At 69.9% G+C, this 26,784-nt stretch carries 22 protein-coding genes; 13 read left to right on the top strand and 9 right to left on the bottom strand.

Going from position 1 to position 26,784, the window contains the following annotated elements:
* Positions 1-8: 8 nt before the first annotated feature.
* Together D7Y04_RS18665 and D7Y04_RS18670 are read right to left on the bottom strand one after the other, a co-directional pair.
* A complete protein-coding gene (locus D7Y04_RS18665; RefSeq protein ID WP_158627548.1) occupies positions 9-1,184 on the bottom strand; it encodes an efflux RND transporter periplasmic adaptor subunit in 1,176 nt (391 codons plus the stop codon).
* Positions 1,177-2,493: a TolC family protein gene (locus D7Y04_RS18670; protein ID WP_233601499.1), complete on the bottom strand. Its 1,317-nt coding sequence runs from the start codon at positions 2,491-2,493 to the stop codon at positions 1,177-1,179. The genes D7Y04_RS18665 and D7Y04_RS18670 overlap by 8 nt, the downstream gene beginning before the upstream one ends.
* 145 nt (positions 2,494-2,638) lie before the next feature.
* Here D7Y04_RS18670 and D7Y04_RS18675 point away from each other — a divergent pair, with 145 nt between their 5' ends.
* From D7Y04_RS18675 to D7Y04_RS18695, 4 genes are read left to right on the top strand one after another with little or no spacing between them, the layout of a single operon-like run.
* On the top strand, positions 2,639-3,295 hold the full coding sequence (locus tag D7Y04_RS18675) for a response regulator transcription factor (protein WP_120593284.1): 657 nt from the start codon (positions 2,639-2,641) through the stop codon (positions 3,293-3,295).
* On the top strand, positions 3,282-4,622 hold the full coding sequence (locus D7Y04_RS18685; protein ID WP_158627550.1) for a HAMP domain-containing sensor histidine kinase: 1,341 nt from the start codon (positions 3,282-3,284) through the stop codon (positions 4,620-4,622). Before D7Y04_RS18675 ends, D7Y04_RS18685 begins: the two co-directional genes overlap by 14 nt.
* Positions 4,623-4,635: 13 nt before the next feature.
* Positions 4,636-5,310: a response regulator transcription factor gene (locus tag D7Y04_RS18690; RefSeq protein ID WP_121760194.1), complete on the top strand. Its 675-nt coding sequence runs from the start codon at positions 4,636-4,638 to the stop codon at positions 5,308-5,310.
* Complete coding sequence (locus D7Y04_RS18695; RefSeq protein WP_121760195.1) at positions 5,307-6,440, top strand: sensor histidine kinase KdpD; 1,134 nt, start codon at positions 5,307-5,309, stop codon at positions 6,438-6,440. Before D7Y04_RS18690 ends, D7Y04_RS18695 begins: the two co-directional genes overlap by 4 nt.
* Here D7Y04_RS18695 and D7Y04_RS18700 read toward each other — a convergent pair.
* Positions 6,355-7,881 (bottom strand): glycosyltransferase family 39 protein, encoded by a 1,527-nt coding sequence (locus tag D7Y04_RS18700; protein ID WP_121760196.1) that lies wholly within the window; start codon positions 7,879-7,881, stop codon positions 6,355-6,357. The two genes, D7Y04_RS18695 and D7Y04_RS18700, sit on opposite strands and share 86 nt — an antisense overlap.
* A 185-nt stretch (positions 7,882-8,066) precedes the next feature.
* Between D7Y04_RS18700 and D7Y04_RS18705 the strand changes: the two genes are divergently transcribed.
* Entirely contained in the window at positions 8,067-8,492 is a 426-nt protein-coding gene (locus D7Y04_RS18705; RefSeq protein WP_147454391.1) for a hypothetical protein, read from the top strand.
* A 15-nt stretch (positions 8,493-8,507) separates the two neighbouring features.
* Here D7Y04_RS18705 and D7Y04_RS18710 read toward each other — a convergent pair whose 3' ends face one another.
* Entirely contained in the window at positions 8,508-8,876 is a 369-nt protein-coding gene (locus D7Y04_RS18710) for a response regulator (protein ID WP_233601485.1), read from the bottom strand.
* A 187-nt stretch (positions 8,877-9,063) separates the two neighbouring features.
* Between D7Y04_RS18710 and D7Y04_RS18715 the strand changes: the two genes are divergently transcribed.
* A complete protein-coding gene (locus D7Y04_RS18715; protein ID WP_121760197.1) occupies positions 9,064-9,441 on the top strand; it encodes a hypothetical protein in 378 nt (125 codons plus the stop codon).
* Here the strand turns inward: D7Y04_RS18715 and D7Y04_RS18720 are convergent.
* Complete coding sequence (locus D7Y04_RS18720) at positions 9,431-10,498, bottom strand: ferritin-like domain-containing protein (RefSeq protein WP_233601486.1); 1,068 nt, start codon at positions 10,496-10,498, stop codon at positions 9,431-9,433. The genes D7Y04_RS18715 and D7Y04_RS18720 overlap by 11 nt on opposite strands.
* Before the next feature lie 406 nt (positions 10,499-10,904).
* Here D7Y04_RS18720 and D7Y04_RS18725 point away from each other — a divergent pair, with 406 nt between their 5' ends.
* From D7Y04_RS18725 to D7Y04_RS18735, 3 genes are all read left to right on the top strand, one after another.
* The gene (locus D7Y04_RS18725) at positions 10,905-12,416 is read left to right on the top strand and encodes an ABC transporter substrate-binding protein (protein WP_120593292.1); all 1,512 of its coding nucleotides are present in this window, start codon (positions 10,905-10,907) and stop codon (positions 12,414-12,416) included.
* Between the two features lie 232 nt (positions 12,417-12,648).
* A complete protein-coding gene (locus tag D7Y04_RS18730) occupies positions 12,649-14,790 on the top strand; it encodes a M28 family peptidase (protein WP_121760198.1) in 2,142 nt (713 codons plus the stop codon).
* 88 nt (positions 14,791-14,878) lie between these two features.
* Positions 14,879-15,835 carry a hypothetical protein gene (locus tag D7Y04_RS18735; protein ID WP_147477137.1) on the top strand — a complete coding sequence of 319 codons (957 nt, stop codon included), beginning with the start codon at positions 14,879-14,881 and terminating at the stop codon, positions 15,833-15,835.
* A 55-nt stretch (positions 15,836-15,890) separates the two neighbouring features.
* Here the strand turns inward: D7Y04_RS18735 and D7Y04_RS18740 are convergent, their stop codons facing one another.
* From D7Y04_RS18740 to D7Y04_RS18750, 3 genes are read right to left on the bottom strand one after another with little or no spacing between them, the layout of a single operon-like run.
* The gene (locus D7Y04_RS18740) at positions 15,891-18,089 is read right to left on the bottom strand and encodes a peptidase domain-containing ABC transporter (protein ID WP_121760200.1); all 2,199 of its coding nucleotides are present in this window, start codon (positions 18,087-18,089) and stop codon (positions 15,891-15,893) included.
* Positions 18,079-19,026 carry an HlyD family efflux transporter periplasmic adaptor subunit gene (locus D7Y04_RS18745; RefSeq protein WP_120574890.1) on the bottom strand — a complete coding sequence of 316 codons (948 nt, stop codon included), beginning with the start codon at positions 19,024-19,026 and terminating at the stop codon, positions 18,079-18,081. Before D7Y04_RS18745 ends, D7Y04_RS18740 begins: the two co-directional genes overlap by 11 nt.
* On the bottom strand, positions 19,023-19,964 hold the full coding sequence (locus D7Y04_RS18750) for an efflux RND transporter periplasmic adaptor subunit (RefSeq protein WP_121760201.1): 942 nt from the start codon (positions 19,962-19,964) through the stop codon (positions 19,023-19,025). The genes D7Y04_RS18745 and D7Y04_RS18750 overlap by 4 nt, the downstream gene beginning before the upstream one ends.
* Positions 19,965-20,366: 402 nt before the next feature.
* Here D7Y04_RS18750 and D7Y04_RS18755 point away from each other — a divergent pair, with 402 nt between their 5' ends.
* Positions 20,367-21,128, top strand: a complete 762-nt coding sequence (locus D7Y04_RS18755) for a hypothetical protein (RefSeq protein ID WP_233601487.1) — start codon at positions 20,367-20,369, stop codon at positions 21,126-21,128.
* 20 nt (positions 21,129-21,148) lie between these two features.
* Here D7Y04_RS18755 and D7Y04_RS18760 read toward each other — a convergent pair whose 3' ends face one another.
* Positions 21,149-22,075, bottom strand: coding sequence for an RluA family pseudouridine synthase (locus D7Y04_RS18760; RefSeq protein ID WP_121760203.1), 927 nt, complete (start codon positions 22,073-22,075; stop codon positions 21,149-21,151).
* A gap of 104 nt (positions 22,076-22,179) precedes the next feature.
* Here D7Y04_RS18760 and D7Y04_RS18765 point away from each other — a divergent pair, with 104 nt between their 5' ends.
* The 3 genes from D7Y04_RS18765 to D7Y04_RS18775 all read left to right on the top strand — a co-directional run bounded on the left by D7Y04_RS18765 (position 22,180) and on the right by D7Y04_RS18775 (position 26,493).
* Positions 22,180-22,749 (top strand): hypothetical protein, encoded by a 570-nt coding sequence (locus tag D7Y04_RS18765; protein WP_121760204.1) that lies wholly within the window; start codon positions 22,180-22,182, stop codon positions 22,747-22,749.
* Positions 22,750-22,930: 181 nt separating this feature from the next.
* A complete protein-coding gene (locus D7Y04_RS18770; RefSeq protein ID WP_199749692.1) occupies positions 22,931-23,158 on the top strand; it encodes a mersacidin/lichenicidin family type 2 lantibiotic in 228 nt (75 codons plus the stop codon).
* Between the two features lie 116 nt (positions 23,159-23,274).
* On the top strand, positions 23,275-26,493 hold the full coding sequence (locus D7Y04_RS18775; protein WP_121760205.1) for a type 2 lanthipeptide synthetase LanM family protein: 3,219 nt from the start codon (positions 23,275-23,277) through the stop codon (positions 26,491-26,493).
* Positions 26,494-26,784: the final 291 nt, after the last annotated feature.

Consider the following 26,784-nt stretch of genomic DNA (forward strand, 5'->3'; position numbering starts at 1 on the left):
GGTCTTCCTCAGTGGCCCGCACCGAACTCCGTGCCGAACAGTTCCGCCGCGCCCACCGTCACCACGGGGGTGCCCTCGCGGGGTCCCCGTCCGAGCAGCAGGTCCGTGCCCTCCTGGCGCACGACGTCCACGCGACTGCGGGCGTAGACGTGCTCCGCCTCCCGCACGTAGACCCAGGCGCCGCCCAGCGCGTCGTAGACGACGGCGGACGCAGGCACGGCGAGGAGCGCTTCTCCCGCGTCGAAGCGCAGCGACACCCCGACACGCTGGCCCGGCGCGAAGCGCGCGGACGCGGGCAGTTCATAGAAACGGTCCACCGTGGCGGAGACCGGATCCGCGCTGGGCGGTCCCATCACCGGCAGCGCCTCCACGCCCTCGTCCTGGCCGGACAGCAGCGCGTGCACGCGCACGGGCACGTCCGGTTTCACGCGGTGGACCTCGTCGACGAAGAGGGGCACGCGCACCCAGTTCGCGGTGACGCCCACGACCTCGAAGAGAGGCGCTCCCGCCGTAACGGTCTGCCCGGGCGCGACCGACACCTGGCGCAGGACGCCGTCGCGCGGCGCGAGGATGCGCATGCTGACGTCCGACTCCAGCGGTGAGCGGCTCACCAGCTCCAGCCGCGTGCGCGCGGCCGCCAGCTCCGACCCGGCGACGGCGCGCTCGGCCCTGGCCTCCTCGACGGCGCGCGCCGTGCCCGCGCCATCCGCGAGCACCCGCTCCGCGCGGGCGAGCCGTTCCGCCGAGACCTCGTCGCGGGCACGGGCCACGTCCGCCGCCCTGCGCGCCTGGGCAAGCAGGTCCCGGTCCACGGTAGCGAGCGGCACCAGCCGCAACAGCACGTCGCCCCGCTTCACCGTGGCCCCGGGACGCAGCGCGGTGCCGCCCTCCGCCACGACGCCGCCCGCCACGGGCGCGGTCACCACCAGCGCATTGCCAGACGGGACGACGACCTCGCCGCCCAGCATCCGCCGCCGCTCCGCGCTGCGCTTCTCCACCGGCTGGACGCGCAGGTCCAGCCGCGCCTCCGCCTGGGGCTGGAGCGTCACCGTTGCCAGCGAGGCCTCCGTCACGTGGGAACTCACCGCAGCGGCGGGCGGTGGCGCCGCGGGCTTCTGCTCCTGGCAGGCGAGCGATGGGGCGACAAAACCGGTGACGGCCATCAGCCGGACAAACCTATTCATGAGCCACTCCCTGTTTGCCCAGACCCCGGTCCAGCTGGGCGAGCGCGCGGCGCAGGTCCGCGTCGAGTTCAAGGGTGCGGAGCCTCGCGTCGGCCAACCGGCGCAGGGCATCCAGCACCAACACGTACGGCGCATCCCCGGCGTCGAAGGACTTCCGCGCGCCGTCGCTCGCGGCCGTCAGCGCCGGGAGGATGTCCGCCTGGAATGCATCGAGTGACGTGGACGCCTGGAGCACGCGCTCACGGGCCACGAGGACCTCGTTCGCGACCTGCTGCCGCAAGAGCACATAGCGAGCAGAGGCGCGCATCAGCTCCGCCTCCGCGCGTCCGACGCCCCCGGGGTTCCAGTTGAAGATGGGAACGTCCAACTGCGCGCCCGGCACCCACAGCGCCTGGGGCGAGCCGTTCGCGGACGTCGACGGCTTCACGTCCAGCCGCGCGAGCAGGTTGACGATGCGCGCCTTCTCCCAGCCCAGCCGGCTCCCCGCCATCTGGATGCCCAGCTCCGTGGCGAGCACGTCCGGCCGGGCGGCCTGCGCCAGCGCCATGAGCTCAGGCAGCGGACGCAGGGTGCGGGACTCGCGGGGGGATTCCTTCGGAAGGGCCTGCGCGAACAGCGGGCTCTGCACCACGCCCATCAAGAGCCGCAGCCGCTCCCGGGCCAGCAGCACCTCCGTGCGCGCGCGCCGTGAGGCGTCCTCCGCCAGCAGCTTCTCCGCGCGCAGCGCATCCACCTCCACGCGGCTGGCGTCTCCCGCGGCCAGGCGCGCCTCGGCCAGCTCCAGCGTCCGCCCCCACAGGCCCGCGAGTTCCTCCAACGCTCCGCGCCGCCCTTCCGCGAGCACCCAGTCCGCGTGCGCGACACGGACATCCCGGGCGACATCCAGGCCGTTCTGCACGAGCCCGCGAGCGACCTGCTCCACCTGCGCCTTCGCGGCGGCGACACGGGCCGGCCGCTGCCAGAGGGCGAAGAGCGGGAGGAGCAGCGAGGACTCGATTGTCCGGGGGCCCACGGGCAGCAGCAGGGAGAACGTGGGATTGGGCAGCGCTCCGGCCTCGGCCAAATCGGCCCGCGAGACGCCGAGCTGGGCCATGTCCGCCTGGAGCGCGGCGCTGTTCCAGAGGGCGACGGCGACGGCCGTGCCTTCATCCAGGGTCGCCGCGTCCGTGAGCCCTGGCGGGAGGGAGGGGTTCCCGTCCGCGCCGGGGCCCAGAGGGGCGGCACGCGCCGCGAGCTCCGAGGACACCCACGCCCGGTCGTAGGGCGAGGTGGCACAAGCAGTGGCCAGCAGCAGCCACGCGAGCAGCATCAAGCGAGCGTCGGGTCTTCGGGGCCTGCACCGGGAAGGCATGCGGCGACCCTGCCAGCGCCGGTTGAACGGCGGCTGAACGACGCCGGGAGCCTCCGGCCGGAGCCTTCCCGCCAGTGGTATAGCTCCGACTCGAAAGCCCGCCATGCGAGTCCTCGTCGTCGATGATCATCAGGAGTTGCGCGCCCTCGTCACCCAGGCGCTGGAGCGCGACGGCCATGTCGTCCGGCAGGCCGGCGACGTGGAGCAGGCGCGGCAGGCGCTCATGGACGCGGTGGACGTCATCGTGCTCGACATCGGGCTGCCGGACGGCTCCGGGCTCTCGCTCTGCCGCGAGCTGCGCGAGGACGGCATCCAGACACCCATCCTCATCCTCACCGCGCACAACCGCGTAGCCGAGCGGGTGGAGGGGCTGGACGCGGGCGCGGACGACTTCCTGGGCAAGCCCTTCGCCATCGCGGAGCTGCGGGCGCGGGTGCGCGCACTCGGACGGCGACGGGAGCGGGCCAGCACCGTCCGCGTCCAGTTGGGTGACGTGGTGCTCGACTTCGGCCGGCGGGAGGCGCTCCGCGCTGGCAGCACCGTGCCCGTCACCGCGCGGGAGTGGGCCATCCTGGAGATGCTGGCCGCGCACGGAGACCGCGTCGTGGGCCGGGACGCGCTGCTGGAGTCCGTCTGGGGCGAGGTCACCAGCGGGGCCGCGAGCAGCCTGGAGGTCCTGGTCGGGCGAATCCGCCGCAAGCTGGGCGAGGACGTGGTGCGCACGCTGCGCGGCGAGGGGTATGGCCTTGGAAGCGGCTGACACCGGGCACCCCAGGGACTCGATGGTGCGCAGGCTGACGCGCGCCATGCTGGTGGTCACCCTGGCCAGCAGCGCGCTCACGGCCGGAGCCACCGGGCTGATTGCCTATCGCCTGCTGCTCGCGGGCGAGGACCGGCGCCTGCGGGACGCGGCGGTGGACATGGTGGAGGAGACCGCCGGGATGGGAGCCGCGGATGCAGCGGCCGCGGCCCATGATGAACAGAAGGAGTTGGCTGCCTTTGGCATCCACATCGCCCTGTTCTCCGAAGACGAATGGCTGGGCGGCGCAACCGGCATCCCCGTCCATGATGGATGTGACTGGTCCCAGCTCCCGGGCGACTCGGGTGTGAGGCTTTGCGGCGTCAGGGGCCACGGGCATCTGGCGGTGGCCATGGAGCGGCTGGAAAGCATTCCTCTCTTGCGGCTCTCCCTCCCGCTGGCCGCGTTGATCGCCGCGGGCTGCGCGGCCCTGTTGAGCCTGGGGGTGAGCCGGCGCGTGGCGCGCTGGGCGGCCCGGCCCCTCACGGAGCTGAGCGAGGCGCTCTCACGCATCCAGCCCGGCGGTCCCCTCCCCGCCCCCCTCCATGCCCCGGCCCGCTACGGAGAAGTGAACGCCGTGCGCACCGCGCTGGTGGACCTGCTCACGCGCCTCCATGAAGCCCTGGACCAGTCGCGCCGCTTCGCCGCCAACGCCGCGCATGAGCTGCGCACGCCCCTGACCACGCTGCGGGTGGAGCTGGAGCTCCAGGCGGAGACTCCACAGCCCCAGGACACCGCGCTGGCGCTGGAGCGGATGCTCCGGACGGTGACGTCGCTGGGCGTGCTGGTGGAGCGGCTGATGGTGCTGGCGGACGGAACCCAGGGCGAGCTCGCGCTCTCCGAGCCGGTGAGCCTGTCGGACCTCGTGGAGGACGTCGTGCGCGCCCTGCCCGAAGGCGAGCAGCGCCGCATCGACGTCGACGCCGGGACCCGGGGCATCATCCCCGGGGATGGCCACCTGCTGCGACAGCTCGTCGACAACGCGGTGGAGAACGCGCTCAAGTTCTCCAACGGCGGGCGCGTGCGAGTGTCCCTCCAGCAGAGCGGGGACGCCACGCTCCTCGACGTGCGCGACGAGGGACCGGGCATCGCACCCGAGGACTCGATGCGCGTCTTCGAACCCTTCTACCGCACGCCGAGCGCCCGCGCAGGGAAGCAGGGCCATGGCATTGGCCTGTCCCTGGTGGCGCTCGTCGCCCGGGCCCACCGGGCCCACGCGGAGTTCCTCCCCTCTCCGAGGGGAGCCCACCTGCGGTTGTCATTCCCCCGTGCCACCGGGCCGGGCTGATAGGAATCCCATTGTGTCCATCCTCATCGTCGAAGACGAACTGCGGGTCCGGGCCTTCATCTCCCGGGGCCTCACGGAAGAAGGCTTCCGCGTGCGCGAGTGCGTGGACGGCGCGCACGCCCAGGAGCTGATGCGCCACGAGCGCTTCGCGCTCATCATCCTGGACTGGATGCTGCCCGGCATGTCCGGACTGGACGTGCTGCGGGCGCTGCGCGCGAAGCAGGACATGACGCCCATCCTCATGCTCACCGCGAAGGACGCGGTCGCGGACCGCATCAGCGCGCTCAATGCCGGCGCGGACGACTATCTCATCAAGCCCTTCGCCTTCGATGAGCTGCTGGCGCGCCTCCGCGCCATCCTCCGCCGCGTCGACAACCGCGCCACGCCCCTGCTGAGCCATGCGGACCTGACCCTGGACCCCAGCACGCGGAAGGTGATCCGCGCCGGAGTGGAGATTCCGCTGACCGCGCGGGAGTACGCGCTGCTGCAATTCCTGCTCGAGCACGCGGGCGAGGTCGTGTCCCGGACCCGCATCGTGCAGGCCGTGTGGGAGCACGACTTCGAGACCTTCTCCAACGTCGTGGAGGTCTACATCCGCTACCTCCGGGCCAAGGTGGACACGCCCTTCCCCACCAAGCTCATCCACACCGTGCGCGGCGTGGGCTACGTGCTCCGGAGCCGCGCATGAAGCGCCCGCGTTCACTCCGTGCCCAGCTGACGTACTTCTTCGCCGGCTCCGTCCTGGGGACCACGCTCCTCTACGGCGTGCTGGTGACGGTGGTGCTGGCCACCAGCGAGTACTTCCAGCACGCCGAGAACCCCAGCCTGTGGTTGCACGAGGGAATCTTCGACGAAGCGCTACAGGCCCTGGGCGCCATCGTCTTCAGCATGCCCATCGCGGTGGTGGGGTCCATCGTGATGGGCGGCGCGCTGGCCCGAAAGGCGTTGGCGCCGCTGCGTGAAGCCCGTGACCGGGTCCGCGCCGCGCGGGCCTCGGAGCTGGACCTGTGCCTGCCCGACCGGGGAACCGGAGACGAGTGGGACACGCTGGCGGGGACCCTGAACGAGCTGCTCTCGGACGCCCGCGCGTCGCTCGTGCGCATCCGCTCCTTCACCTCCGACGCGGCGCACGAGCTGCGCACGCCCCTCACCATCATCATGGGCGAGACGGAGGTCAGCCTGCGCAGGGACAGGACGCCAGAGGAGTACCGCCGCACGCTGGCCATCGTGCTCGATGAGACCCGCCAGCTCAGCCTCCTGGTGGACGCGCTGCTCCAGTTGGCGCGCGCGGATGCCGGCACGCAGGTCATCACCCTGGAGCCCGTGGAGTTGCACGCCCTGGCGCGCCAGTCCCTTCAGCGCACGGAGCAGCTGCTGGCGGCGCAGTCCCGGAGCCTGACGCTGGAGCTGACGGGCGACCCCACGCAGGTCCGGGGCAATCCGGTCCTGTTGACCCATGTGCTGGACAACCTGCTGTCCAATGCGTGCCGCTACGCCCGCGAGCGCATCCGCCTGGAGCTGGCCGCGACGGACACCGGCGTCCTCGTCACCGTGGGGGATGACGGCAAGGGGGTGGACACAGGCTTCGAGGCCCGGCTCTTCCAGCGCTTCGCCCGGGCGGACGCATCGCGGCAGGGCGAGGGCACCGGACTGGGGCTCGCGGTGTCGCGGACCATCGCCGAGGCGCACGGCGGCACGCTCGACTACTCGAGGGTCGACGGCGAAAGCCGCTTCATCTTGCGCCTCCCGAAACCGGCGGTGTCTGACGGGCCGCCACTTCCGGCCGAGCATGCCAGCGCTGACATGACCACAGCCTGAAGGTCGTCACCGTCCGCTCTCCGCGGTGGACCGTCACGGAGGGCAGCTCGCGCACCGCCGCGCAATGCGCGTCCAGCCGCGCCGCCGCGTCACGCAGCGGCTGGCGCAGGTCCGCGACGATGAGGGCGTCCGCGCCGGGGCGCACCCGGTCCATCCAGAAGCCATACGCCAGCCCGTCTCCGCCCAGCGCGGAGTCGGACTGGGTCTCCGGATGGTCGGGCAGGTAGTACGCCAGCTCGCTCGCCGTCTTGTAGCCCCAGCCCACCACCATGGGCGCGGGGGTGCCGGCCGCCTCGCGGTGCCGCTGCACGGCGTTGGCCAGCTCATGCCAGCCGCTCACCAGGTTGTCGCGCTCGCGAAAGGGAATCCACGGGCAAAGAGGCATCAGATACATGCCCGTCATCAGCACCGCGCCCACGGCCACGCTCAACGCCGCGTAGCCGCGCACGGCCCGGTGCTCGCGCAACGCCCATGCGCCCGCGGCGGCGGCCACCATCACGCCCAGGTACGAGGGGGCCACCCAGTTCATCTTCACCCAGTGCAGGGGGCTCACCAGGGTGAACAGGGCGAGTCCCGGCACGCTGGCGAAGGCCAGCAGCCGCGCGCGGTCATCTCCCCTCCACGCCTGGCGCACGAGGACGCCCGCTGTCAGCAGCAGCGCCAGGTAGAGCAACGGCCCCACGGCCACCGCCTGCAGTCCCAGGTAGCGGCCCACGAGGTAGCCATGGAAGCCATCCACCGTCCGGGCGCGGCCTGTGGTCTGGAACGCGAAGGAGGCCCAGGCATGCGCGTGGTTCCAGAGCAGCACCGGTGAGAACACCGCGAGCATGAGGAGACACGCGGCGTAGGGATGCGGAGTGCCCAGGGCCTCGCGGCCCCGCCGTGTCACCAGCGCCGTGCCCAGCACCTGGAGCGGCAGCAGCGCGGCGGTGTACTTCGACAGCAGCGCGCCCCCGCAGAACACGCCCAGCAGATACCAGCGCCAGCCCAGGCGCCCGGGGCCCTGTCCATCCGGCAGCACCAATTCACAGAGCACGCGCAGCGCCGCGGCCCAGAACAGCACGAGCGGGACATCCGGCGTCATCACCACCGCCCCCAGGCCGAAGAGGACCGTGGCGTTCGCGGCGACCGCCGTCAGCATCCCGACAGCGGGTGAGTACAACCGCTTGCCGAGTGAATACAGGACACCGCCAAGCAATGCCGAGGACAGGATGGCGGGCAGGCGCAGCGCGAACTGCGAGTCCCCCAGGAGCCGGACGGACAATGCCATCCACCAGGCGCACATCGGAGGATGGTCCAGATAGGACAGGTCCAGGTGGCGCGTGTATTGCCAGTAATAGGCTTCCTGCGGCGCCAACTCCACCTGCCCCGCGTAGAGCAGCCGCACGAGCACGAGTATCAGGGTCGCCCCCAGGCCCCATGACCACTCACGGCGATGCATCTGGCATCCTTTTCACCCCGAGGGCACACGGACGGCGCGGGGATGTATTGATTCATGCCTGATGCGAGAGGGCCGTGTCCGCAAGCCAATGTCTCTCTGAGAGACTTTTCATCCTCGCCTCAGAATGAGAAACGCCTCATCCCATCCCCATGCGGCTCTCATCGGTGTTCATCAAGATGGCACCCATGCATGAGGTGGAGCTCAAGAGCGTCGTGGACGACCTGCGGCTGCGCCGCGGGTACGTCGAGCGCGCGGGCGGAAGACTGCGCTTCGCGGGAACGATGGTGGACCGGTACTACACGCTCGGTACACGTCCAGACAGCGGCGCCGGACGGATGCGGGTCCGTACCTATTGGGCACCCTCCGAGGGATGGACGGAGTTGACGTGGAAGGGCAGCGCCCGTCTGGAGCGTGGCTACAAGGTGCGAGAGGAGTTGGACACCCGAGAGATCGCCTGGTACGTGCTCGTCGAGGTGGAAGGCGCCCCCGAGGCCATCGAGCACGCCATCCAGGCCACGGGGATTCCCCGCGAGCAGTTCACCGCCGAGCCGCTGAAGGAATTCCTCCGCCGCTTCGAGGCGCGGACCAGCACGAAAGCCTTGCTGGAGTGAGGCGCGCCTGAAGCCTCAGGTGGGGGGACAGTGCTGGCCGACGAGCCGCAGCAGATTGTCGAGGTCCAGGGGCTTGTGCAGCAGCCCCAGCGTCTCCGGCGGCGCCCGGAAGCCGGCGTCGGCCGTCATCATCAGCACCGGCAACTCCCGGTAGGTGGGATCGCCGCGCACCTGGAGAAGGAACTCGTACCCGTCCATCACGGGCATCATCTTGTCGAGCAACACCATCCCGGGCTTTGGGGTGGCGGCAAGCAGCTCCAGGGCAGCCAGCCCGTTGGCGGCCTGCGCCACCCGATAGCCTGACATCTCCAGGAGCTCGGCGATGCAGTCTCGCAGGTCCCTTTCATCATCGACAATGAGGACGGTCTTTGAACGGTTCGGCACGGCGTGAATCCCCCCACCGCCGGGTCCTAGCGGAAACGCCCCACCCCGACAAGACACGCGAAGTACAGGCGGGCGGCCGCGACTCACCGGGCATTCTCGACTCCTGGCGGCTGGAAACGGTCCGTTCAGGGAACCCGGACTCCCGCGGGAGAGGCTTCCGTGCAACCTCCGAATCCCAGGAGGCTGCATGAAGATGCTGAAGGGAATGCTCAAAGGTGGGGTCCTCGGAATCCCCTACGCGGTCGCCGCGACGACCCTCGCCTTGATGATGTTCTTTGGCTTTCAGGGATGGATGCCTTTCTTCGAACTGACCCTGTTCGTCGCGGCGCACTCGGCGCCCGCGGGAGCCGCGGTGGGAGCGGGCATCGTCCTCACCGGGGCATATCAGCGGGGATGCACATGGCGAGCGCAACTGGTGATGGTTGTCATCTATGTGTTGGTAGGCTTCGTGGGCCTCAGGACCACGGACATCTGGACCTTGGAGTGGATCGTGCGAGTGGCGCCGGCCTTTCTCCCGCTGGGCCTCCTCGCCACCTGGGCCGCGACGCGCTGGATCAAGCGGTAACCGGCGTCGGGGCGTACTCCGACCCCATGGCTCTCGCCCGCGTCCGTTGGATGCATTCCTCCATCAGCCGCCCCAGCTCCGCCTGGGGCAACACGCCGTTGCGCGCCAGGAAGGACTCATCGACTCCCGGGATGCTGGGGAGCGAGGGCGTCCTTTGCGTCTCCAGCGCATCCAATGCCTGACGCAGTGCCTGCTTCGCCTTGCCGCCGCCCCGCTCCAGGGCGAAGGCAATGACATCCCAGGCCAGCTCCGCGTGCCGTCCCTCATCCTCCGCGATGACCGCCAGGGTCTCCCGCACGACCGGGTCACTGGCCCGCCTTGACGCTTCAGCGGCGACGCTGGCTGCAAGTCCTTCACCCAGGCACCCATCCAGCAGCGACCCGCGCACCAGCCGCGACCACTCGTCGCCTTCGCCTGGGCTGGGACGCTGGGGGCGTTCCTGGCCCAGCTCCGGAATCATTCCCGCGCTCCAGGGCAGCCCCGAGTAGGCCCGGGCGAGCGCGAAGCACCGCCGGGCATGACGGACCTCGTCCAGGGCCGCCAGGTGACACGCCTCCAGCAGCTCCGAGGGCGCGCCCAGGGCGGAGAGCTTGAGCGATAGCTTCGCGAAGGCAGGAACCGACGCGTGCTCCATGCCCGCGGAGTACAGCCACGCCTCCCCCAGCACGGTCCGCTGCCAGGGCGTGAGCCCTTCGAGTTCTGGAGCGGCGTCGTCCGCCCAGCCGTCTCCCAGGGCGCGGCGGGCCACGCGAGCGCGCCCCTTGAGACGCAGCACGCGTCCCTTCGAGAAGTTCATGTGACTGATTGCACTGTAGGCCCAGTACACGAGCCCCATCGTCGTGGCGCCCAGGATCGTCAGGACGCGCCCACGGGTCCCAGAGCCCTTCATCATGACGACGAGTCCCGACACGAAGAGCATGGGCCCCAGAAGGACGATGAAACACACGAACACCGCGATGAGCTCGACCATGCCCTCGTTGGAGCAACGCATGTGCCAGCGCGTGCAACCGCCCCCCAGGGGAAGGACGAGCGCCCCGGTGTGCAGGAGGGCGCGCACCTGTGCATCGTGCTGCACGCTGTTCCGGATTGGAGCCCGTGCATGACGAGGCGGGCCGCGGCGACGCACGCGGCGAGCATTCGACGGATGGCGGGCGGTGCCCGGACCCGACCTTCGCCATTCTGCTGGGGAGCAAGGCAGCGAGGCGAGTGGATGAGCGGACGGGGCCAAGGAGCCGCGGCCATCGGGTGCGGCTGAAGAAAAGTCCGCCAAGACTTTTTTCTCCTGCTTACGCAGAAACACCTCCGATGGCCCGTTGCCGGAATCACCTGCCGACAAGCGCGTTTGTTTTCACGGCCCCGAGGGAGAATTGGAATCGAAGCGCGCCCGGAAATGTCAGACCGGCGCGGTATGAATCTCCCTGCGCGGCGCCATTCTGGGCGTCGCCGAAAGGGCTCCCTCCACAATGAATATGTCATTGGTTTCCCTCGGACTTCTGGTTGGCATGACCGGCGTCGGCTGCGCGGGTCTCGACGAGGCCGAGGCGGTGGACTCCGCCGTGTCCGCGGACACGACCTCCCAGCTCACCCAGGGCCTGATCACCCAAGTCACCGGTACCAGCCCGGTCACCTTCGTCGCCTCGTCGGGCAACACGACGAAGCCGTACGACCAGTCCGCCACGTCGGTGGTGGCATACACGCGGGACTCAACCACTGGGGCGTTCACGGCCTACCCGGGCACGGGCTCCGCGGACGGCACCCTCTCCGTGCCGAACGTCCCTTCCGGCCGCATCTACCTGAAGCTGGGCTCGCGCTACCTGGTGAGCACCGGCCGCGCGTTCGACCTGGGCTCCACGGAGTGGGGCCGCGATGGCACCTTCGTCTCGCTGCCCACTCCCGTGACGGTGTCCGCCACCGGCCTGTCTCCCTGGCATCCGGGGGACTACCTGGAAGTGTATTCGTTGAACGCGGGCGCGTTCGGCTACGTCAACACAGGCGTCACGGGATTCCCCCTGACGGGCGCCACGTCGCTCTCCGGGATGAGCTTCGATTACTCCAACATGCTCAACCCGGTGCTGCTCGACAGCGGCCTCGGGGATGTGTTTTCGCTGGTACAGATGCGGTGGCAGACGAGCGCGAATGGAGTGCCCTACCGCGCGATGCACAAGGTGCTCGACGCGAGCATCACGCAGGTGGAGGGCCAGCCCGCCTCCGTCAGCGGAACCTTCACCCAGCCCACCGCGACAGGCACCTTCGCGGTGGACTGGAGACGCTCGGCCTTCGAAGCCATGCGCACCCAGGTGAACCCGGGCGCGGTCAGCACGTACAACGAGATCTGGATGTCCGCCCGGCCGGCCGCGCTGGGCACGGCGCTCGCGTCCATCAGCGGGCAGCCACTGCTCGTGAAGCTCAATCCTGATACGCAGCGGACCGACATCGTCACGGGGAGCATGACGTACAACAACGCGCTCCCGGCGACGTGGCAGAAGGTGGCGCTCGCCGCCGCGGGCTTCACGAAGAGCTACGCGCTGGGAACCGCGACGCCCTACACCATGGGCGTGGACATCCGCGTGGATCAGGAGGCAAGCGCATTCACCGCCGCGCCCGTGCAGCCCCTCGTCGGACCGGTGCAGGCGCCCCTGGTGAATACGCGAGGCGCGTTCCAGAACCTCACGGGCGTGGGGACTGACGCCTCGCTGCGCTGGTCGAAGCCGCTGGTAGGCACGGCCACGAACTACGTGGTGAACATCTTCCGGCTGGGCACGAGCAACGGTTCCACCACCGCGACGCGCGTGGCGGCGCTGCACACGGATCTCCAGAGCGTGTACCTGCCCCCGGGCGTGTTGCTGTCGGGCCAGACGTACTTCGCTGAAATCCAGAGCTGGTACCAGCCCGGCTCGGACCTCGCGACGAGCCCGTTCAAGCGCGCCCTGCCCCGAGCCCGCGCCAGCGTGCTGACTGGCACGTTCAGCCCGTAGCCACTGAAGTCCAGGGAAGGAGGGAGCCCGCTCCCTCCTTCCCCACGAGCCAATGGGCGGAAGTCGAATCAGAACTCGTAGCCACAGAGGATCACGCTCGCGTTCCAACCCGAGCCGTATGCACCGTTCTTCTCTCCCGCTTCGAAGCGGATGGAACGCACGGGTTGTCGGTTGAGGCTGAATCCGGGGACGTGACTCCGTGGAGCGGGTGCTAGTTTTCCCGAGACACCCCATGACAATCCGCCCATTGCCCCTTGCCCTCCTCGCGCTGTCTGTCTCACTCAGCGCCTCCGCCCAGACTCCCGCGTCCCCGTTGGGGCCCATCTCTCCCACCACCGGACTGGTGCTTCGGGACGACGTGGTGCGCGCCCTCATCCAGGAGAGCTCGGGCGACCGGATCCATGACGGCGTGCAGCGGCTGTCCCTCATCGCGAGGGACAGTCTCGATGGCTACTCGGAGGCAGCCGCCTGGACGAAGGCCGCCGCCGAGGCCGCGGGGCTCCAGGACGTCCGTTTGGAGGCCATGAAGGACGGCCCCCAGTGGCGGGCCACGCGCGGCGAGCTGTGGGTGGCCGGTCGCCACCGGTACCGGGTGACGTCCTACGCCGACCTGCCCATGGCCCTGGCGACCGGCAGCGGCAGCTTCGAGGGCACGGACCTGGAGCTGGTCGACGTGGGCACGGGCACCCAGGACGCGGAGTACGCGGGCAAGGACTTGAAGGGCAAGGTGGTGCTCACCCGGGGGCACCCCACGTCCGCGCTGCGCAACGCCGTGGTGAAGCTGGGCGCGGTGGGCGTGGTCTCGTCCTACTCGACGCCGCCGTGGAACGCGCCCCACCGCATGGACGGCGACTTCCCGGATCAAGTGGGCTGGGCCACCGTCCCCCGGAGCCTGATGCCGCAGGGCGCGCGGACGCCCTTCCTGTTCATGGTGTCCGACCGGCAGGGGCGTGAGCTGCGCGCCCAGCTGCGGGAGGGGCCGGTGAAGGTGGACGTGAGCGTCGCCACGCAAGCGCCCACGGGACACCTCAGCATCGTCAGCGGCGTCATTCCCGGGACGCTCGCGGGAGAGGAGGTCGTCCTCACCGCCCACCTGGACCACTACAAGCCCGGGGCCGACGACAACGCCTCTGGCTCCGCCACGGTGCTGGAGCTGGTGCGCACGTACACCACGCTCATCCGCAAGGGCGTGCTACCGCCGCCGGTGCGCACCCTGCGCGTGCTGTGGCTGCCGGAGTTCGAGGGCACCCGCGAGTGGTTCTCCCACCACGGCGCGGATCCGGTGCGGCGGGTGGCGCAGTTCAACTTCGACATGCTCGGCGCCAGCATGACCCGCGTCCATTCGCGCTTTCAGGTCTCGTACACGCCGGACTGGAATGGCAGCTTCGTGAACGCGGTGTCTGAATCCACGGTGGCCTTCATGAACCGCTTCAACGGAGTGGCCTACCCGCCGAGGAAGGACTTCCGCATCGGGTCGGTGACCGGCTCGCAGGACCCGATGGATGCGCACATGGAGCGCTACGGCCGGGGTTCGGATCACCAGCTCTTCAACGACCACGGCATCCCGGGCGTCGCCTACTCCACGTGGCCCGATGACGCCTACCACACCAGCGGCGACCGGCCGGAGAACGTGGACCCCACCCAGCTGCACCGCGCGGCGTTCGCGGGCCTGGCCGGCATCACCGTCGCCGCGTGGGCCGAAGGCACGGGCGCCCTGGAGCTCTCGCGCCTGGTGGCGGTGCATGGCGCGAAGCGCGTGGCCGAGGACGAGTTCCGGGCCCGCCGCGAGCTGGCCTCGACGCCCGCCGCGCAGGTGCCCGGCTTCGCCCGTCTGGCCCGAGCAGGGGTGCGCGCGGGCTACCAGCGCGAACGCGACGCCCTGCGCTCCTGCTTGGCCCTGGGCGCGCCCTCCGAGCCGGTGAAGGCGATGGTCCAGGCGCTGGAGACCGCCGAGTCCCAGGCCCTGAAGCGCCTGGATGCGGACGGGAAGGCGCGCGGCGTGTCCCTGAAGGAGCCCTCACCTGGCGAAGCCGAGCGCAAGGCACGGGCCTTCGTTCCCCGTCGCGTGAAGGGCCAGGAGCTGGCTTCGTTCGATGACCTGGAGCGCAGCGCGCCCCCCGAATCCAAGGCCCGGGTGGAAACGGTGAAGGCCGCCATGACCACCGCATCCACGGCCCTGCGCGAGCAGGGGGAGAGCGAGCTGCGCTTCTACCAACTGGCGGATGCGCTCGCGAGCTACGCCGACGGCAAGCGCTCCGTGGCGGACATCCGCGACGCGGCCCATGCCGAGTATTGCTATGTCTTTCCCGTGGAGGCCCTGCTGGAGCTGTTCGAGCTGCTGGAGCAGGGCGGCGTCATGACGCACGGACGCTGAGGCCTGGAGACCGCAGGAAGTCCTCTTCGACCCGTTGGAGTCATTCCTCGCGTTCGACGCCCCTGGGAGCCTCGCGCATACTGGAGCGATGTGGCGATCCATCCGGTACAGCGTTGATATCCATTACAGCTGGGCAGGTCCCCCCAATGCCCAGGACCGCGACATCAATGGGCCCATCTCGCTCCGCGGCCAGTTGAAGGACGGACTCACGACGACCTACCAGATGTACTTCTGGTGTCTCGACGCGGAGGTCGCCGCGTTCCAGCGGAAGTTCCAGGCGCGCGGAATCAAGAACATCACCGTGCGCGGAATGCAGTCCTTCCTCTCCACCTGCACGGGCACCGCTTATCGCTGGTGGTACTGGTATGGCGGGAAGCAGGACGACGTCGTCGCGCGCGTCACTCCCATCATCCAGGCCGCGGCCAGGCCCACGGCGACAGTGCGGGAGCGCGTCAATGCGAAGAACGTGTGGAGCTTCTTCGTGCTCTACACGTGGGGCGGCTACCACTTCGACACCGGCATCGAGGCGGACACCACCCGGACCGTCCGGCTGACCACATACAACCAATACAAGGCGCCCGCGGTGCTCACGGAGCGGAGCATCGGGTACTGCCACATTCAACGGAGCACCCTCGGGGGGGTGAATGGAATGTGCAGCACGGTGGCCTCCGCGAGCGAATGGCGCGATGGGCACGGGCGGAACAGCACCGAGGACGGCAGGGTGGGCTACCACGACGATGTCTGGGCGCTCTATGCGCCGCGCTATGACGCGCGCGTGTTCCGGTCGCTGTACTGGTATTGCCGCATCTGGGATCACCTTGAGTTGAAGCGCAGGGCCATCGCGAACGAGCGCGACGAGGAGGCCTACAAACAGGCCAGCCGGTATGCAGTCATCGACGCGCTCAACACCGGCTTGTCCCACACCGACAAGGGCGCGTGCCGGGACGTGGAGAAAGCCGACTTCTGGGACGCGGGCGCCTCACTCAACGATGGGCTCATCGCCGAGTTGGGCATCCGCAAGCGGTACTACGGCTCGCACCGGTAACGCGTCCCCTGGCGGTCCGTCTCAAGGCCTTGGGGGCTCTCTTCACGCCCGGAGGTCAGAGCTGGGCTGACACAAGCCGGGCGTAGGCGCCGTCCTCTTGCACGAGCGTCTCATGGCGCCCCTGCTCGACGATGCGCCCGTCCTCCATCACCAGGATGAGGTCCGCCTTGCGGATGGTGCTCAACCGGTGCGCGATGACGATGCGCGTGCAGTTCAGCGAAGCCAGCGCGTCCTGGACCCGGTGCTCCGTGACGGAGTCCAGGGCGCTGGTCGCTTCATCCAGGAGGAGGATTTTCGGGTCGCGCACCAGGGCGCGAGCCAGGGCCAGCCGCTGCCGCTGGCCTCCGGACAGGGACATTCCCCGGTCCGCCAGCGGCGTGTCGTACTGGAGCGGCATGGCCATGATTTCATCGTGGATCTGCGCCTGCTTCGCCGCGCCGACGATGCGCTCCGGGGGCGCTGCAGGGTCGCCGAGCGCGATGTTCGCGCGCAGGGTCGCCCCGAAGAAGGAGGGCTCCTGCAGGACGATTCCCACCTGCTCCCGCACCGCGCTCAAGGACAGCTGCTCCAGGTCGACCCCGTCGTAGAGCACCCGTCCTCCCGTGGGCAGGTAGAGCCCCAGCAGCAGGTTCGCGAGCGTGCTCTTCCCCGCGCCGGAGCGCCCGACAATCGCCACCAACTGCCCGGGCTCGATGCGCACGGACACGTCCTGGACGATCATCGGCGCCAGGGTGCCGAAGCGGAACGAGACGCGCTCCATTTCAATCCGTCCCTGCAGCTCCGCGCTCGCCTCCGGCCGCGCCGGGTCTCGCTCCACCGGGGTGTCCAGCACGTCATCGATGCGCTCGATGTAGCTGCCCACCAGCTGCAGCTGACCCATCGTGGCCACCAGGTTCGCCAGGGGCGTGAGCAGGGCCACGGCCAGCGCGTTGAGGCTCAACATCGTCCCCAGACTCATCCGACCCTCCAGGACCTGGAGCGCGCCCATGCAGAGCAGCAGCAGCGGCGCGCTCAACTTCAGCGTGCCGGAGAGCGCGTCCACCCAGGCGGTCAGCCGGCCCCGGGCCAGGGAGACGTTGAGCACGTCCACGAAGAGGCTGGAGTAGTGCTGGACCGCGCGGTGTTCCGCGCCGAAGGCCTTCAGCGTCTGCATCCCCGTCAGCATTTCAATCTGGTAGCTCTGGTTGCGCGCCTCCAGCTCCAGGTTGCGCGCGAGCAGGCTGCGCTGCTGACGCCGGGACACCTCGAACACCAGCACCTGCAACGCACCCAGGGCGCCCACCAGCAGGGCCGTTCCGGGGCTCGCCACGGTCAGGATGACGAAATAGAGCACCACCAGCAGGCCATCCAGCAGCGTGGACACGAGGCTGGAGGAGAGCACCTCGCGCACGGTGGCGGTGACGTTGAGGCGCGCCATCAGGTCGCCCGCGGCGCGCGCCTGGAAGAAGGGATACGCCAGCGACACCAGGTGCTCGAGGAAGCCGAGCGTCATGTCGGAATCCACCCGCGTGCGCAGCTCCAGCAGCAGGTGGCTGCGCACCAGCGAGGTCAGCAGGTGGAAGCACACCAGCGCGCCCAGCCCCACGCCCAGGACCAGCAGCAGGTGGTAGTCGCCCCGGGGAACGACGCGGTCCACCACCAGGCCGGTCAGCAGGGGGATGGAGAGCGTCAGGACCTGCAACATCAACGACAGGACGAACACCCGCGTGAGCGTCTGGGATTGGCGCGCGAACTTATCCACGTAGCGCGACCTGCGCTTGGGTTTGCCCGGGGCGCGCACGAAGCTTTCGCCGGGCTCGAAGAGCAGCGCCACGCCGGTGAAGAACTGCCGGAACTGCTCCATGGACACGAAGCGCCGACCTTGAGCAGGGTCGACGATGTGCACGCCGTCGGAGGCCCACCGCTCCAGGACGACATAGTGGGTGAACTTCCAGTGGAGGACCGACGCCTCGGGCAGGAAGGGCACGCCGTCCAGGTCGACGGAGACGCCCCGCCCCCTCAGGCCGAAGGCGCGTCCCGCCGTCAGCAGGTGCGCCGCCGCGAGCCCGTCCTGGGAGGTGCCCATCACGCGCCGCAGTTCGTCCAATTCCACGCCCCGGCCATGGAAGCCCAACACCATGGCCAGACAGGCGAGCCCGCACTCCGCCGGCGTCATCTGCCGCACTTCCGGGATGCGCTGTCCGCGCGGCGCCGCCTGGAGCCTCCTCAGCGCGGGGAAACGTTCCACGAGCCCCCGTCCAGGTTCATCCGCCATGGGGGAGCAGCTCCTTCAGTCCGGGAACGAGCGTGAGCAGGATGCTCTCCGATTTCACCCGCGCCTCCGCTCGCGCCGGCATGCCGTCGTAGTAGTTGAAGGTCCGTCCCTCACGGACGAACGTCCGAAGCGGCAGCCGCGCGCGCACGAGCACCAGCGCTCCCTCCAAGGGAATGGCGTCCCCCAGCTCCGAGCCCAGGAAGCGCCGCGCCTCCGCGGGCCCGATGATCTGATCACCCACGGACTCGATGACGAGGTCGCGGTACTCGTAGGCGAAGCCCTGCAGCTCCAGGCGCAGGTCCATGCCCGGCACGAGCAGCGGACGGTACTGCCCCGGCAGGAAGCCCAGCACCACCACCGTCGCGTCGTCTCCCAGGAGCGACAGCGCGCGCATGCCAGAGGGGATGTACTGGCCGGGCTGCAACCGCAGGTCCCCGACGACGCCCGCGTGGGGTGCCCTCAGCGTGCGCTCCTCCAGCCGGGCCTGGGCCAGTTCGCGCTCGGCCCTGAGGCCCGTGAGCGCCTGGCGTGCCCCTTCATCCGAAGGGTCGCGCAGGTAGCGGACGAGTTGCAGTTCGAACTCGCGGGAGATGCGCGCCAGGGTCCCCTGCTCCTGTTCGGACGCGAAGTGCACCAGCGGCTGGCCCGCGACGACGCGCTGGCCGGGCTGCACGTCCACCGTCAGCACCACGCCGGAGAACGCGACCGTCAGGTCCGTCTTGCCCTCCACGCGGATCAGCGCGGGGCCCGCCGCGTATTCGAAGAGCGTGCCCACGCAGAAGAAGAGCAGTGAACAGGCCAGCGCGCCCACCAGCACCCAGTAGGCCCACCGGGTCCACGCGGGGCTGATCCGCAAGAGGTCCCCCCCGGACTCCGCGTGGGCCCGCTGCCGGTACTCCAGCGCCTCCTTGCGATACGGGCTCGGCCTGGACGTCATGGCGTGACCGCCTGGGATGCCGCTTCCTTCTGGACGAACACCCGCACCACGACACCCGAAGGCACCGGCGCATGGCCTTCCCGCGGCACGCTCGCGATGGCCAGGACCATGCGCGAGGCCGCGTCCACTTCCGGCGCCAGGTTCTCCACCCTCCCCTCCAGGACCTGCCCCAGGGACGGCATCTCCACGGACAGGCGCGTGCCCACCGAAAGGCTCGCCACCTGGTCCTCCGGAATGGCGAAGCGCACCTGCTGTGCTCCGGAGCGGATGAGGTGGAAGACGGCGCGGCCGGGAGCCACCATCGCCCCGGTGTCGAGGTAGCGGTTCGCGACCTGCCCATCGAAAGGCGCGAGCACGGAGGCATCGGAGATCTTCTGGGCAATCTGCGCCACGCGCGCCTTGCGCTCCGCCACCATCGCCTCCGCCGCGCGCAGACGTGCCACGGCGGTCTGCTCCTGGAAGCGCGCGGTGGCCAGTTCCTCCTCGGAGAGGGCCCCCAGGGCGCGCTGCTGCGGGTCGGAGCGGCGCTGGAGCCGCTCCTGCATCTCCGTGAGCGCGATGGAGGCGATGTGTTGCTCCGCCTCCCCTGCCTGGAGTGACGCCTGCGCCACCGCCAGCTCGCGTTGCAGGGCCCGCGTGTCCAGTTGGGCGAGGACCGCGCCCTGGCGCACGGTGTCTCCGACCTGCGCGTTCACGCGTTCGAGGGTGCCTTCCAGCCTGGCGGCCACGTCCACGCTGCCGCTGGCGACGATGACGCCCAGGAAGCCCTCACGGCGGGACGCAGGCTCCATCACGCGGGGCACGAGTTCCTGTGAGACAGCCGCTCCAGGCCGGGCCACGGCCGAGGCTCCACGGCCGCCGTGCCACCGGATGAGCAGGAGCGCCCCCAGGAAGACCAGGGCGCCCAGGCCCATCATCCATGTCGTGCGTCGTGACATCACACAGAAGTCATGCGGGGGGCGGCTCGCACGGGCTCCAAGGGGCAGAATCGAAGGAAGGTGAGGCGAGTCGTAACCAGTGCCGCATTGTACTTCGGCGGGGCGCGACGCCACTTTCCATCTCCAGGGGACGGGAGGCCAGGAGCCGGGCCAGCGCTCCCCTCCCCAACAGCGCTCCCATTTCTCCTATGTTTCATCGCGCTCCCCCCACCGCGCATACAGGTCCTCCCCATGCTCCGCCCGAGACTCGTAGCCCTTGCCCTGCTCCCGCTCGTTTCCGCCTGCTCCGACCCAGAGTGCACGGACACATCGGACTGTGCGTCCCGGGGCCCCAACATCGTCTGCGTTGAGGAACGCTGCGTTCAGGCGTCCTCGCCAGATGCAGGTGCGGGTGACTCGGGCGTGGACGCAGGCACGTCCGACGACGCAGGTTCGGGGGACGCGGGCTCCGGCGACGCGGGCTCCGGCGACGCGGGCTCCGGCGACGCGGGCGCTCCGGATGCGGGGGACTCGGATGCGGGCACCCTGGATGGCGGTGAGCCTCCGCCGGAAGCCTCTCTTCGCATCACCGAGATCAACCCAGACGCCCCGCAGGACCTCATCGAACTGGTGGCCGTCACTGGCGGGACGCTGACCGGTATCTCCCTCCAGGAGCTCACCAACTCCGAGTTCGCCTTCACCTTCCCCCAGGGCTACACGGTGGAGACGGGCGCCGTGCTGGTGCTTCACCTCGGCGGTGCCTGCACCGACGCTCCCAGCAACGCGGCATCCTGTGGACAGACCGAGCCCTTCAGCGCCAGTGCATGGGACTTCAGCATGACTGGCACGCTGAGCTACTCCGGCAAGGCGTTCGAACTGCTGTCGTCGACGGGCGTGCCTGTTGATGGCGTTCCCTTCGTTCGAGCCTCCGGAGAGATGCCCTTGAGCATCGTCGCCGCCGTCAAGCGCCTTCAAGCGGACCGCGTCTGGGATGCCACCCCCTGCATCCACGACATGACCACCGGCTTCGCGAAAGACCGCTACTGCCGAAACATCGCCGCGGACTGGTCCAGCCTCAACGAGAGCTCCAGCATCATGCGCATCAGTGGCACCGCGCCGCTGACGACGCCGGGGCTCAAGACGCAATGGAGTGGCCCGCTTCCTTCGCGCTGGGGCTCCTACTGAGGCCATTGCGTGTCGGGAGCTCAGGATTCCGACGCCATCCTCAACGCGGCCGGAGGTGGGGCGTACAGTCGCAGACGCTCCGCCGTCATGGGGTGCGTGAACGCGAGCGTCTCCGCATGGAGCAGGTAGCCTCCATCTCCGGGCAGGCCGGGCGCGTGCTCGCGGGGCAGACCTCCCGAGGCGAACATCGGATCTCCCGTGAGCGGATGACCGATGGCCGCCAGGTGGATGCGGATCTGCTCGGGGCGGCCCGTGTGGATGCGCACCTCGAAGAGGGTCTGCCCTTCACGCCGCTCCAGGACCTCCGCGCGGCTGTGTGACGGCTTGCCCTTCGCGGTCGCCCCGTGCACCGACCCCAGCAAGGGGTGCGGCACCAGCCCGATGGGCGTGTGGATGTCATAGGCCGCCTGCGCCGCGACCCCGTCCGAGAGCGCCCGGTAGCGCTTCTCCACGTCGCCCTCGCGCCAGTTGCCAGAGAGCTTCGCGGCGGCTTCCTGCGTGCGGGAGAAGAGCACCAGCCCCGAGGTCGCCCGCCCCAGCCGGTGCAGCGCGGACGCCTCCGGCCAGCGCAGCCGCACGAGCGAGAGCAGCGTGCGCTTGAGGAAGCCGCCGGAGGGCAGCGTCGGCAGCCCGCTCGGCTTGATGACCGCGAGCAACGAAGCGTCCTCGTACACCAACTCGAAGCTTTCGGGCGCCTCCGGTTCCCGCCAGGGCGGCCGGTACCAGCAGAGCTCCTGGTGGGCCCGCAGCACCTCTTCGCCGGTCGCGACGAGGCCGTCCAGTCGCACCTCGCCGCGCACGAAGCGCGCACGCCACTCCTCCTCGGTGGAGTGCCGGTACTTGTCCGACAGGTGGGCGAGCGTGGTGCGCCCCACGGAGGCGGCGCCAATCCGCTCGCGGTACACGTAGCCGTCATTCAGGCCGGAGGAATCGTCAGGCTGGGACATCACCCGTGCACTCTACGTCAGTGCTGCGGACACCAGGACCTCGTGGTCCTTCCATGGGACGCGATATCAAAATAGAGAGAAGGCACACGCCCCAAGGAGGACAGATGTCGCCGCGTCATCTCGCGCCGTGGTTGTTGCTGGTGACCCTTGTTACTGCCTGCGCATCGTCCCCGCCGGTGGAGCAGCGAAGGCAGCCGCCCCCGAGGATTCTCTTCGAGTCGCCCCTCGCGTTGCTGCTCGAGAACTATCAGGACCTGGGGCTGAGCACCGACCAGTTGATCAAGATAGGCCAGCGGGACGAAGCGCTGACCGTGACCAACAGGCCCCTGCGTGAAGAGCTCCGGGCCATCTGGACTCCCCCCATGGGAGGCAATCCGCCGCCGGGAGCCATGCCTGTCAGGGTCGGCCCCGCGGGCCGAGGAGGCCGGCCTCCGTACAGGCCACCGGCCCAACCTCCCGAACCCGTGAGCGAAGAAGCGATGAAGCGGCAACAGCTCCTGCTCCAGGCGATGGAGGCCAACGAGACAGCGGCATACAGCGAGGTCGAAGCACTCCTGGAGGAGCCGCAGAAGGAGAAAGCGCGAGCGCTGGTCGAGAAGCAGCGCGAGGAGCGGGTTCGCGCACGTGAGTCGATGCAGAAGGCCCCCGAAGCCCCACCCGAGACGGAGTCCTGAAGGGGTCTCGGTGCGTGGCTCTTCACCACGCGTGATTACCCTCCCACGCGCCAGGGGAAATGGGGCGCCCGCGACTCACACCGGCATCACCCGGTGATACATGAAAAGGCCGCAGACGTTTGAAGCAGCCGGAGTTCGCGGGCTAGCCTGGGTGGGCCGTCAAAAAAGGAGGCGGCTCAACATGATGACCCCCGACATGATCATCCGCGCCTGGAAGGACCCGTCGTTCCGCGAGAGCCTCACCGCCGAGCAGCGCACCCAGCTGCCCGCGAACCCCTCCGGCGCGACGCTGAACGAGCTGAGCGAGACCGAGCTGATGGACGTGGTCGGCGGCAGGATCGACGTCGGTTTCACCGCCACCAACTCCTGTGAGTACATCTGCACCAACCTGACGTTCTCCATGTGCTGATGGACGGTGTGTGACGGGCGACTCCCACGAGGAGTCGTCCCGTTTCACTCGAGGCGCGGGGGCTCCGGTCCTCGCGCCTGTCTTTTTCCAAGTCCAGACGGACGTGCAGGGCGCGCATGCGAGAGGGCTCGAAGATGGGTGCGTGGGAGCGGGCTGCCTTCCTCCATGAGCGGGAGGCCGCGGGAGAGGACCCTTCCGCCCCGTCGCTCCAGCAAGCCGAGTCGCGCCTCCAGGCGTGGCGGCGCAGCACGCTGGGGGATGAGGCGTCCTTCGATGAGCGGCTTCGAGGCGTGGGGCTGGACGCGGCGTCCTTCGTGCGCAGGCTCGCGGGAAGCACGACGCGGACGGAAGCCCTGACGTGGCTGCCGCTCATGGAAGAGGTGCTGTCGGACCGCGCGGCCGACGTCGCCCTCCCCTCCCCCGTGGATCCGAGCCCACGGATGCGCGTACCCGCACTGACGCGCCGGTTCCTCCAACTGGGACTGCGCCGGCTGCGGGCTGGCGTTGATGCGCTGGCCACCCGGAGCGGATTGGCCGCCGACGCGTTGCTGGACGCGCGCGCCGAAGCCTGGCTCGTGGACGCGCTGGAGCAGCGGCTGATGCAGACCGCGACCCGGTCTCTGGTGCTGGAGCTCAACGTGGCCCGGCTGCGCGGCGAACTGCATGGCGAAACACCCCAGGCGCGCTTCGAGCACTTCGCGCTGCACCACCTGGAGGCCCCGGGCCGGCTCGCCGCGTTCCTGGAGGAGTACCCGGTGCTGGCGCGGCTCCTGGTGACGTCCCTGGAGCGATGGATCCAGACGAGCCTGGAGCTGCTGACCCACCTGGCGGAGGACCGGGAGGCCCTGGTGGCCGTGCTCGGCGCGGACGTGGATCCGGGGCCGCTCGTGGAGGCGCGCACGGGCGCGGGAGATCCGCACCGCGAGGGCCGCAGCGTGGCGCTGCTGACGTTCCGCTCCGGCTTGCGGGTCGTCTACAAGCCGCGGTCGCTGGAGGTCGAGGCCCGCTACCAGGACCTGCTGGAACAGTTGGAGCGCTGGGGCCTGCGCCATCCGCACCGCAGGCTGAAGGTGCTGACGCGCGAGTCGCATGGCTGGGTGGAGCACGTCGAGACCGGCGGGTGCGCCGACCGCGACGCCGTGGCGCGCTTCTATTGGCGGCAGGGCAGCCACCTGGCGCTGCTGTATCTGCTGCGCGGAGTGGACCTGCACTCCGGCAACCTCCTCGCCGCCGGGGAGTTCCCCGTCCTGGTGGACCTGGAGGGGCTCTTCCACCAGCTGCCCGCTCCGCGCGCTGACGACACGGCGGTGTCCCGCGCCGCGCGCTTCCTGGAGCGGTCCGTGCTCAGCAGCGGCCTGCTGCCCACGCTCATGTTCGGAAGGGAGGGCCGGGCCGGAGTGGAGCTGAGCGGCCTGGGCGGCGAGGCCGGCCAGCTCTTCCCCCACGCCGCACCCACGCTGGAAGACCGCGCGCGGGATACCCTGCACGTCGTCCGTCGGCAGCCGACCACGGCGGCGGCCCACAACCGCCCGCTGCTGGACGGCCGGCCCGTGGACGTCACTGCGTTCGGGGCGTGCATCGAGGAGGGCTTCCAGGAGACGTACGCGTTGCTTCTCCAGCATCGCGACGAGGTAGCGCGGACACTCGAAGGATTCCGGGACGTGGAGGTGCGCCACATCGCGCGGGCGACGATGCGCTACGGCTTCCTTCTCCAGGAGGGCCTGCACCCGGACTTCCTGCGCGACGCGCTCGACCGGGATCAGCTGCTCGACAAACTGTGGGCAGAGGTCCGCGTGCGTCCTTCGCTGGCGACGCTGACGCCCTCCGAGCACGAAGACCTCCGGCTGGGGGACGTGCCTGTCTTCACCGCGCGACCGGGTTCCCGCCACGTCTGGGACAGCCGGGGGCACTGCATCCCGGACCACCTGCCGCACGCCGGCCTGGAAGGCTCGCGCCAGTTGCTGGAGGACCTGGGCCCCGAGGACTGCGCCGACCAGGTGGCGCTGATCCGCCAGTCGCTGGTGACGCTCGAGCGCGAGCAGGAGACCGTTGCGCCCCGAGCGTCGGGCATTGCCGCCGGGGATGCCCTGCCCCCGCCCGCCACGGCCGAGGCGTGTCTGGCGGGCGCGGTGCAGTTGGGCGAGCTGCTGGCGGCCCGAGCCATCCAGGGCGCCCACGACGTCGGCTGGATTGGCGTGGGCATCCAGGACCTGGAGCGCCGTCGCTGGGGGCTCACTCCCCTGCGCACGGACCTCTTCGACGGCGTGGGGGGCGTGGCGCTCTTCTACGGCTACCTGGCGGCGGTGACAGGCCGGGAGGACTTCGCGGCGCTGGCGCGCAGGGCGTCCGTGCCAGTACGCGAGCAGTGGCGCGCGTCCGAGTCCCAGGACCCTTCCGGCGTGGGGGTGTTCACGGGGCGCGCGGCGAACATCTACGTCCTCAGCCATCTGGCCGTGGCGCTGGGCGACACCGCGATGCTGGACGAGGTCCACGCGGGCCTGGGTTCGCTGGAGGCGAGAATCGACGCGGACACGGCGCTGGACCTGATCGCGGGCGTCGCGGGGACCGCGCTGGTGCTGACGCGGCTCCACCAGCAGACCGGCAGCGAGGAGGCGCTCCGGCTGGCGCGCAAGTGCGGAGAGCGGATGCTCCAGGCAGCGAGCGACTCCGAACACGGTGGACGTGCGTGGGTGGTGCCCGCCGCCGGGCGCGCGCTCACGGGCCTGGCCCACGGCGCGGCCGGCTTCGTCTGGGCCCTGCTGGAATTGGCCACGCTCACCGGCGACGAGCGCTACCGGGAGGCGGCACGCCAGGGATTGGCCTTCGAACGGGCCCTGTTCATCCCGGAGCGCGGCAACTGGAAGGATTTGCGCACGTCGAAGGAAGGCGAGCCGCTGGTGCCCGGCGGCTTCATGACAGCCTGGTGCAACGGGGCCGCGGGCGAAGCACTGGCCCGGCTGCTGTCACTGAGCCACCTGGACGATGTGCGGCTGCGCGACGAGCTTCGCGCGGGACTCGCCACCGTGCAGCGGGAAGGCTTCGGCGGCAGCCACAGCCTGTGCCACGGGGACGTAGGCAATCTGGAGGTACTGCACCTGGCGGGAGAGGTGCTGGGCGACGAGTCCTGGAAAGAGGCCGCGCGCTCGCGGGCCGCGAGGGTGCTGTCTCAGGGCCGGGACGGAGCGTGGCGCTGCGGCCTGCCGAGGTTCACCGAGGCGCCAGGATTGATGCTGGGCCTGTCCGGAATCGGGATGGGACTCCTGCGCCTGTCCGCGCCCGACTTCGTGCCGTCCGTGCTGGCGTTGCAGCCTCCGCGCGGCCTCCCCTCTCGGTAGCGTCGCTCATGACTCGGGGCGCATCAGACGCCCGCCCGGGAAGCCCCCTGCTCGCCCGGCCACCAGGGCCCAGGCCATCCAGGTGAGGTGTCTGCGGTTGCCGCAACAGGTCGTGTTCTCGTTGCTCCCGAGGTGCCATCCTCCAGCGCCTGGGGCGTGAAACACCGACCTGGTGGACTTCCGCCCGCGACAAGGACGGCACATGGTCTGGCTTGTGAACGTGGATCCCAAGAGCGGCACGGCCCGGATCCAATACGATCTGGAGTGGCTGCTCGCGGTCATGACCGTGTC

Source organism: Corallococcus sp. AB038B (assembly GCF_003668955.1).
Lineage (GTDB): Bacteria > Myxococcota > Myxococcia > Myxococcales > Myxococcaceae > Corallococcus > Corallococcus exiguus.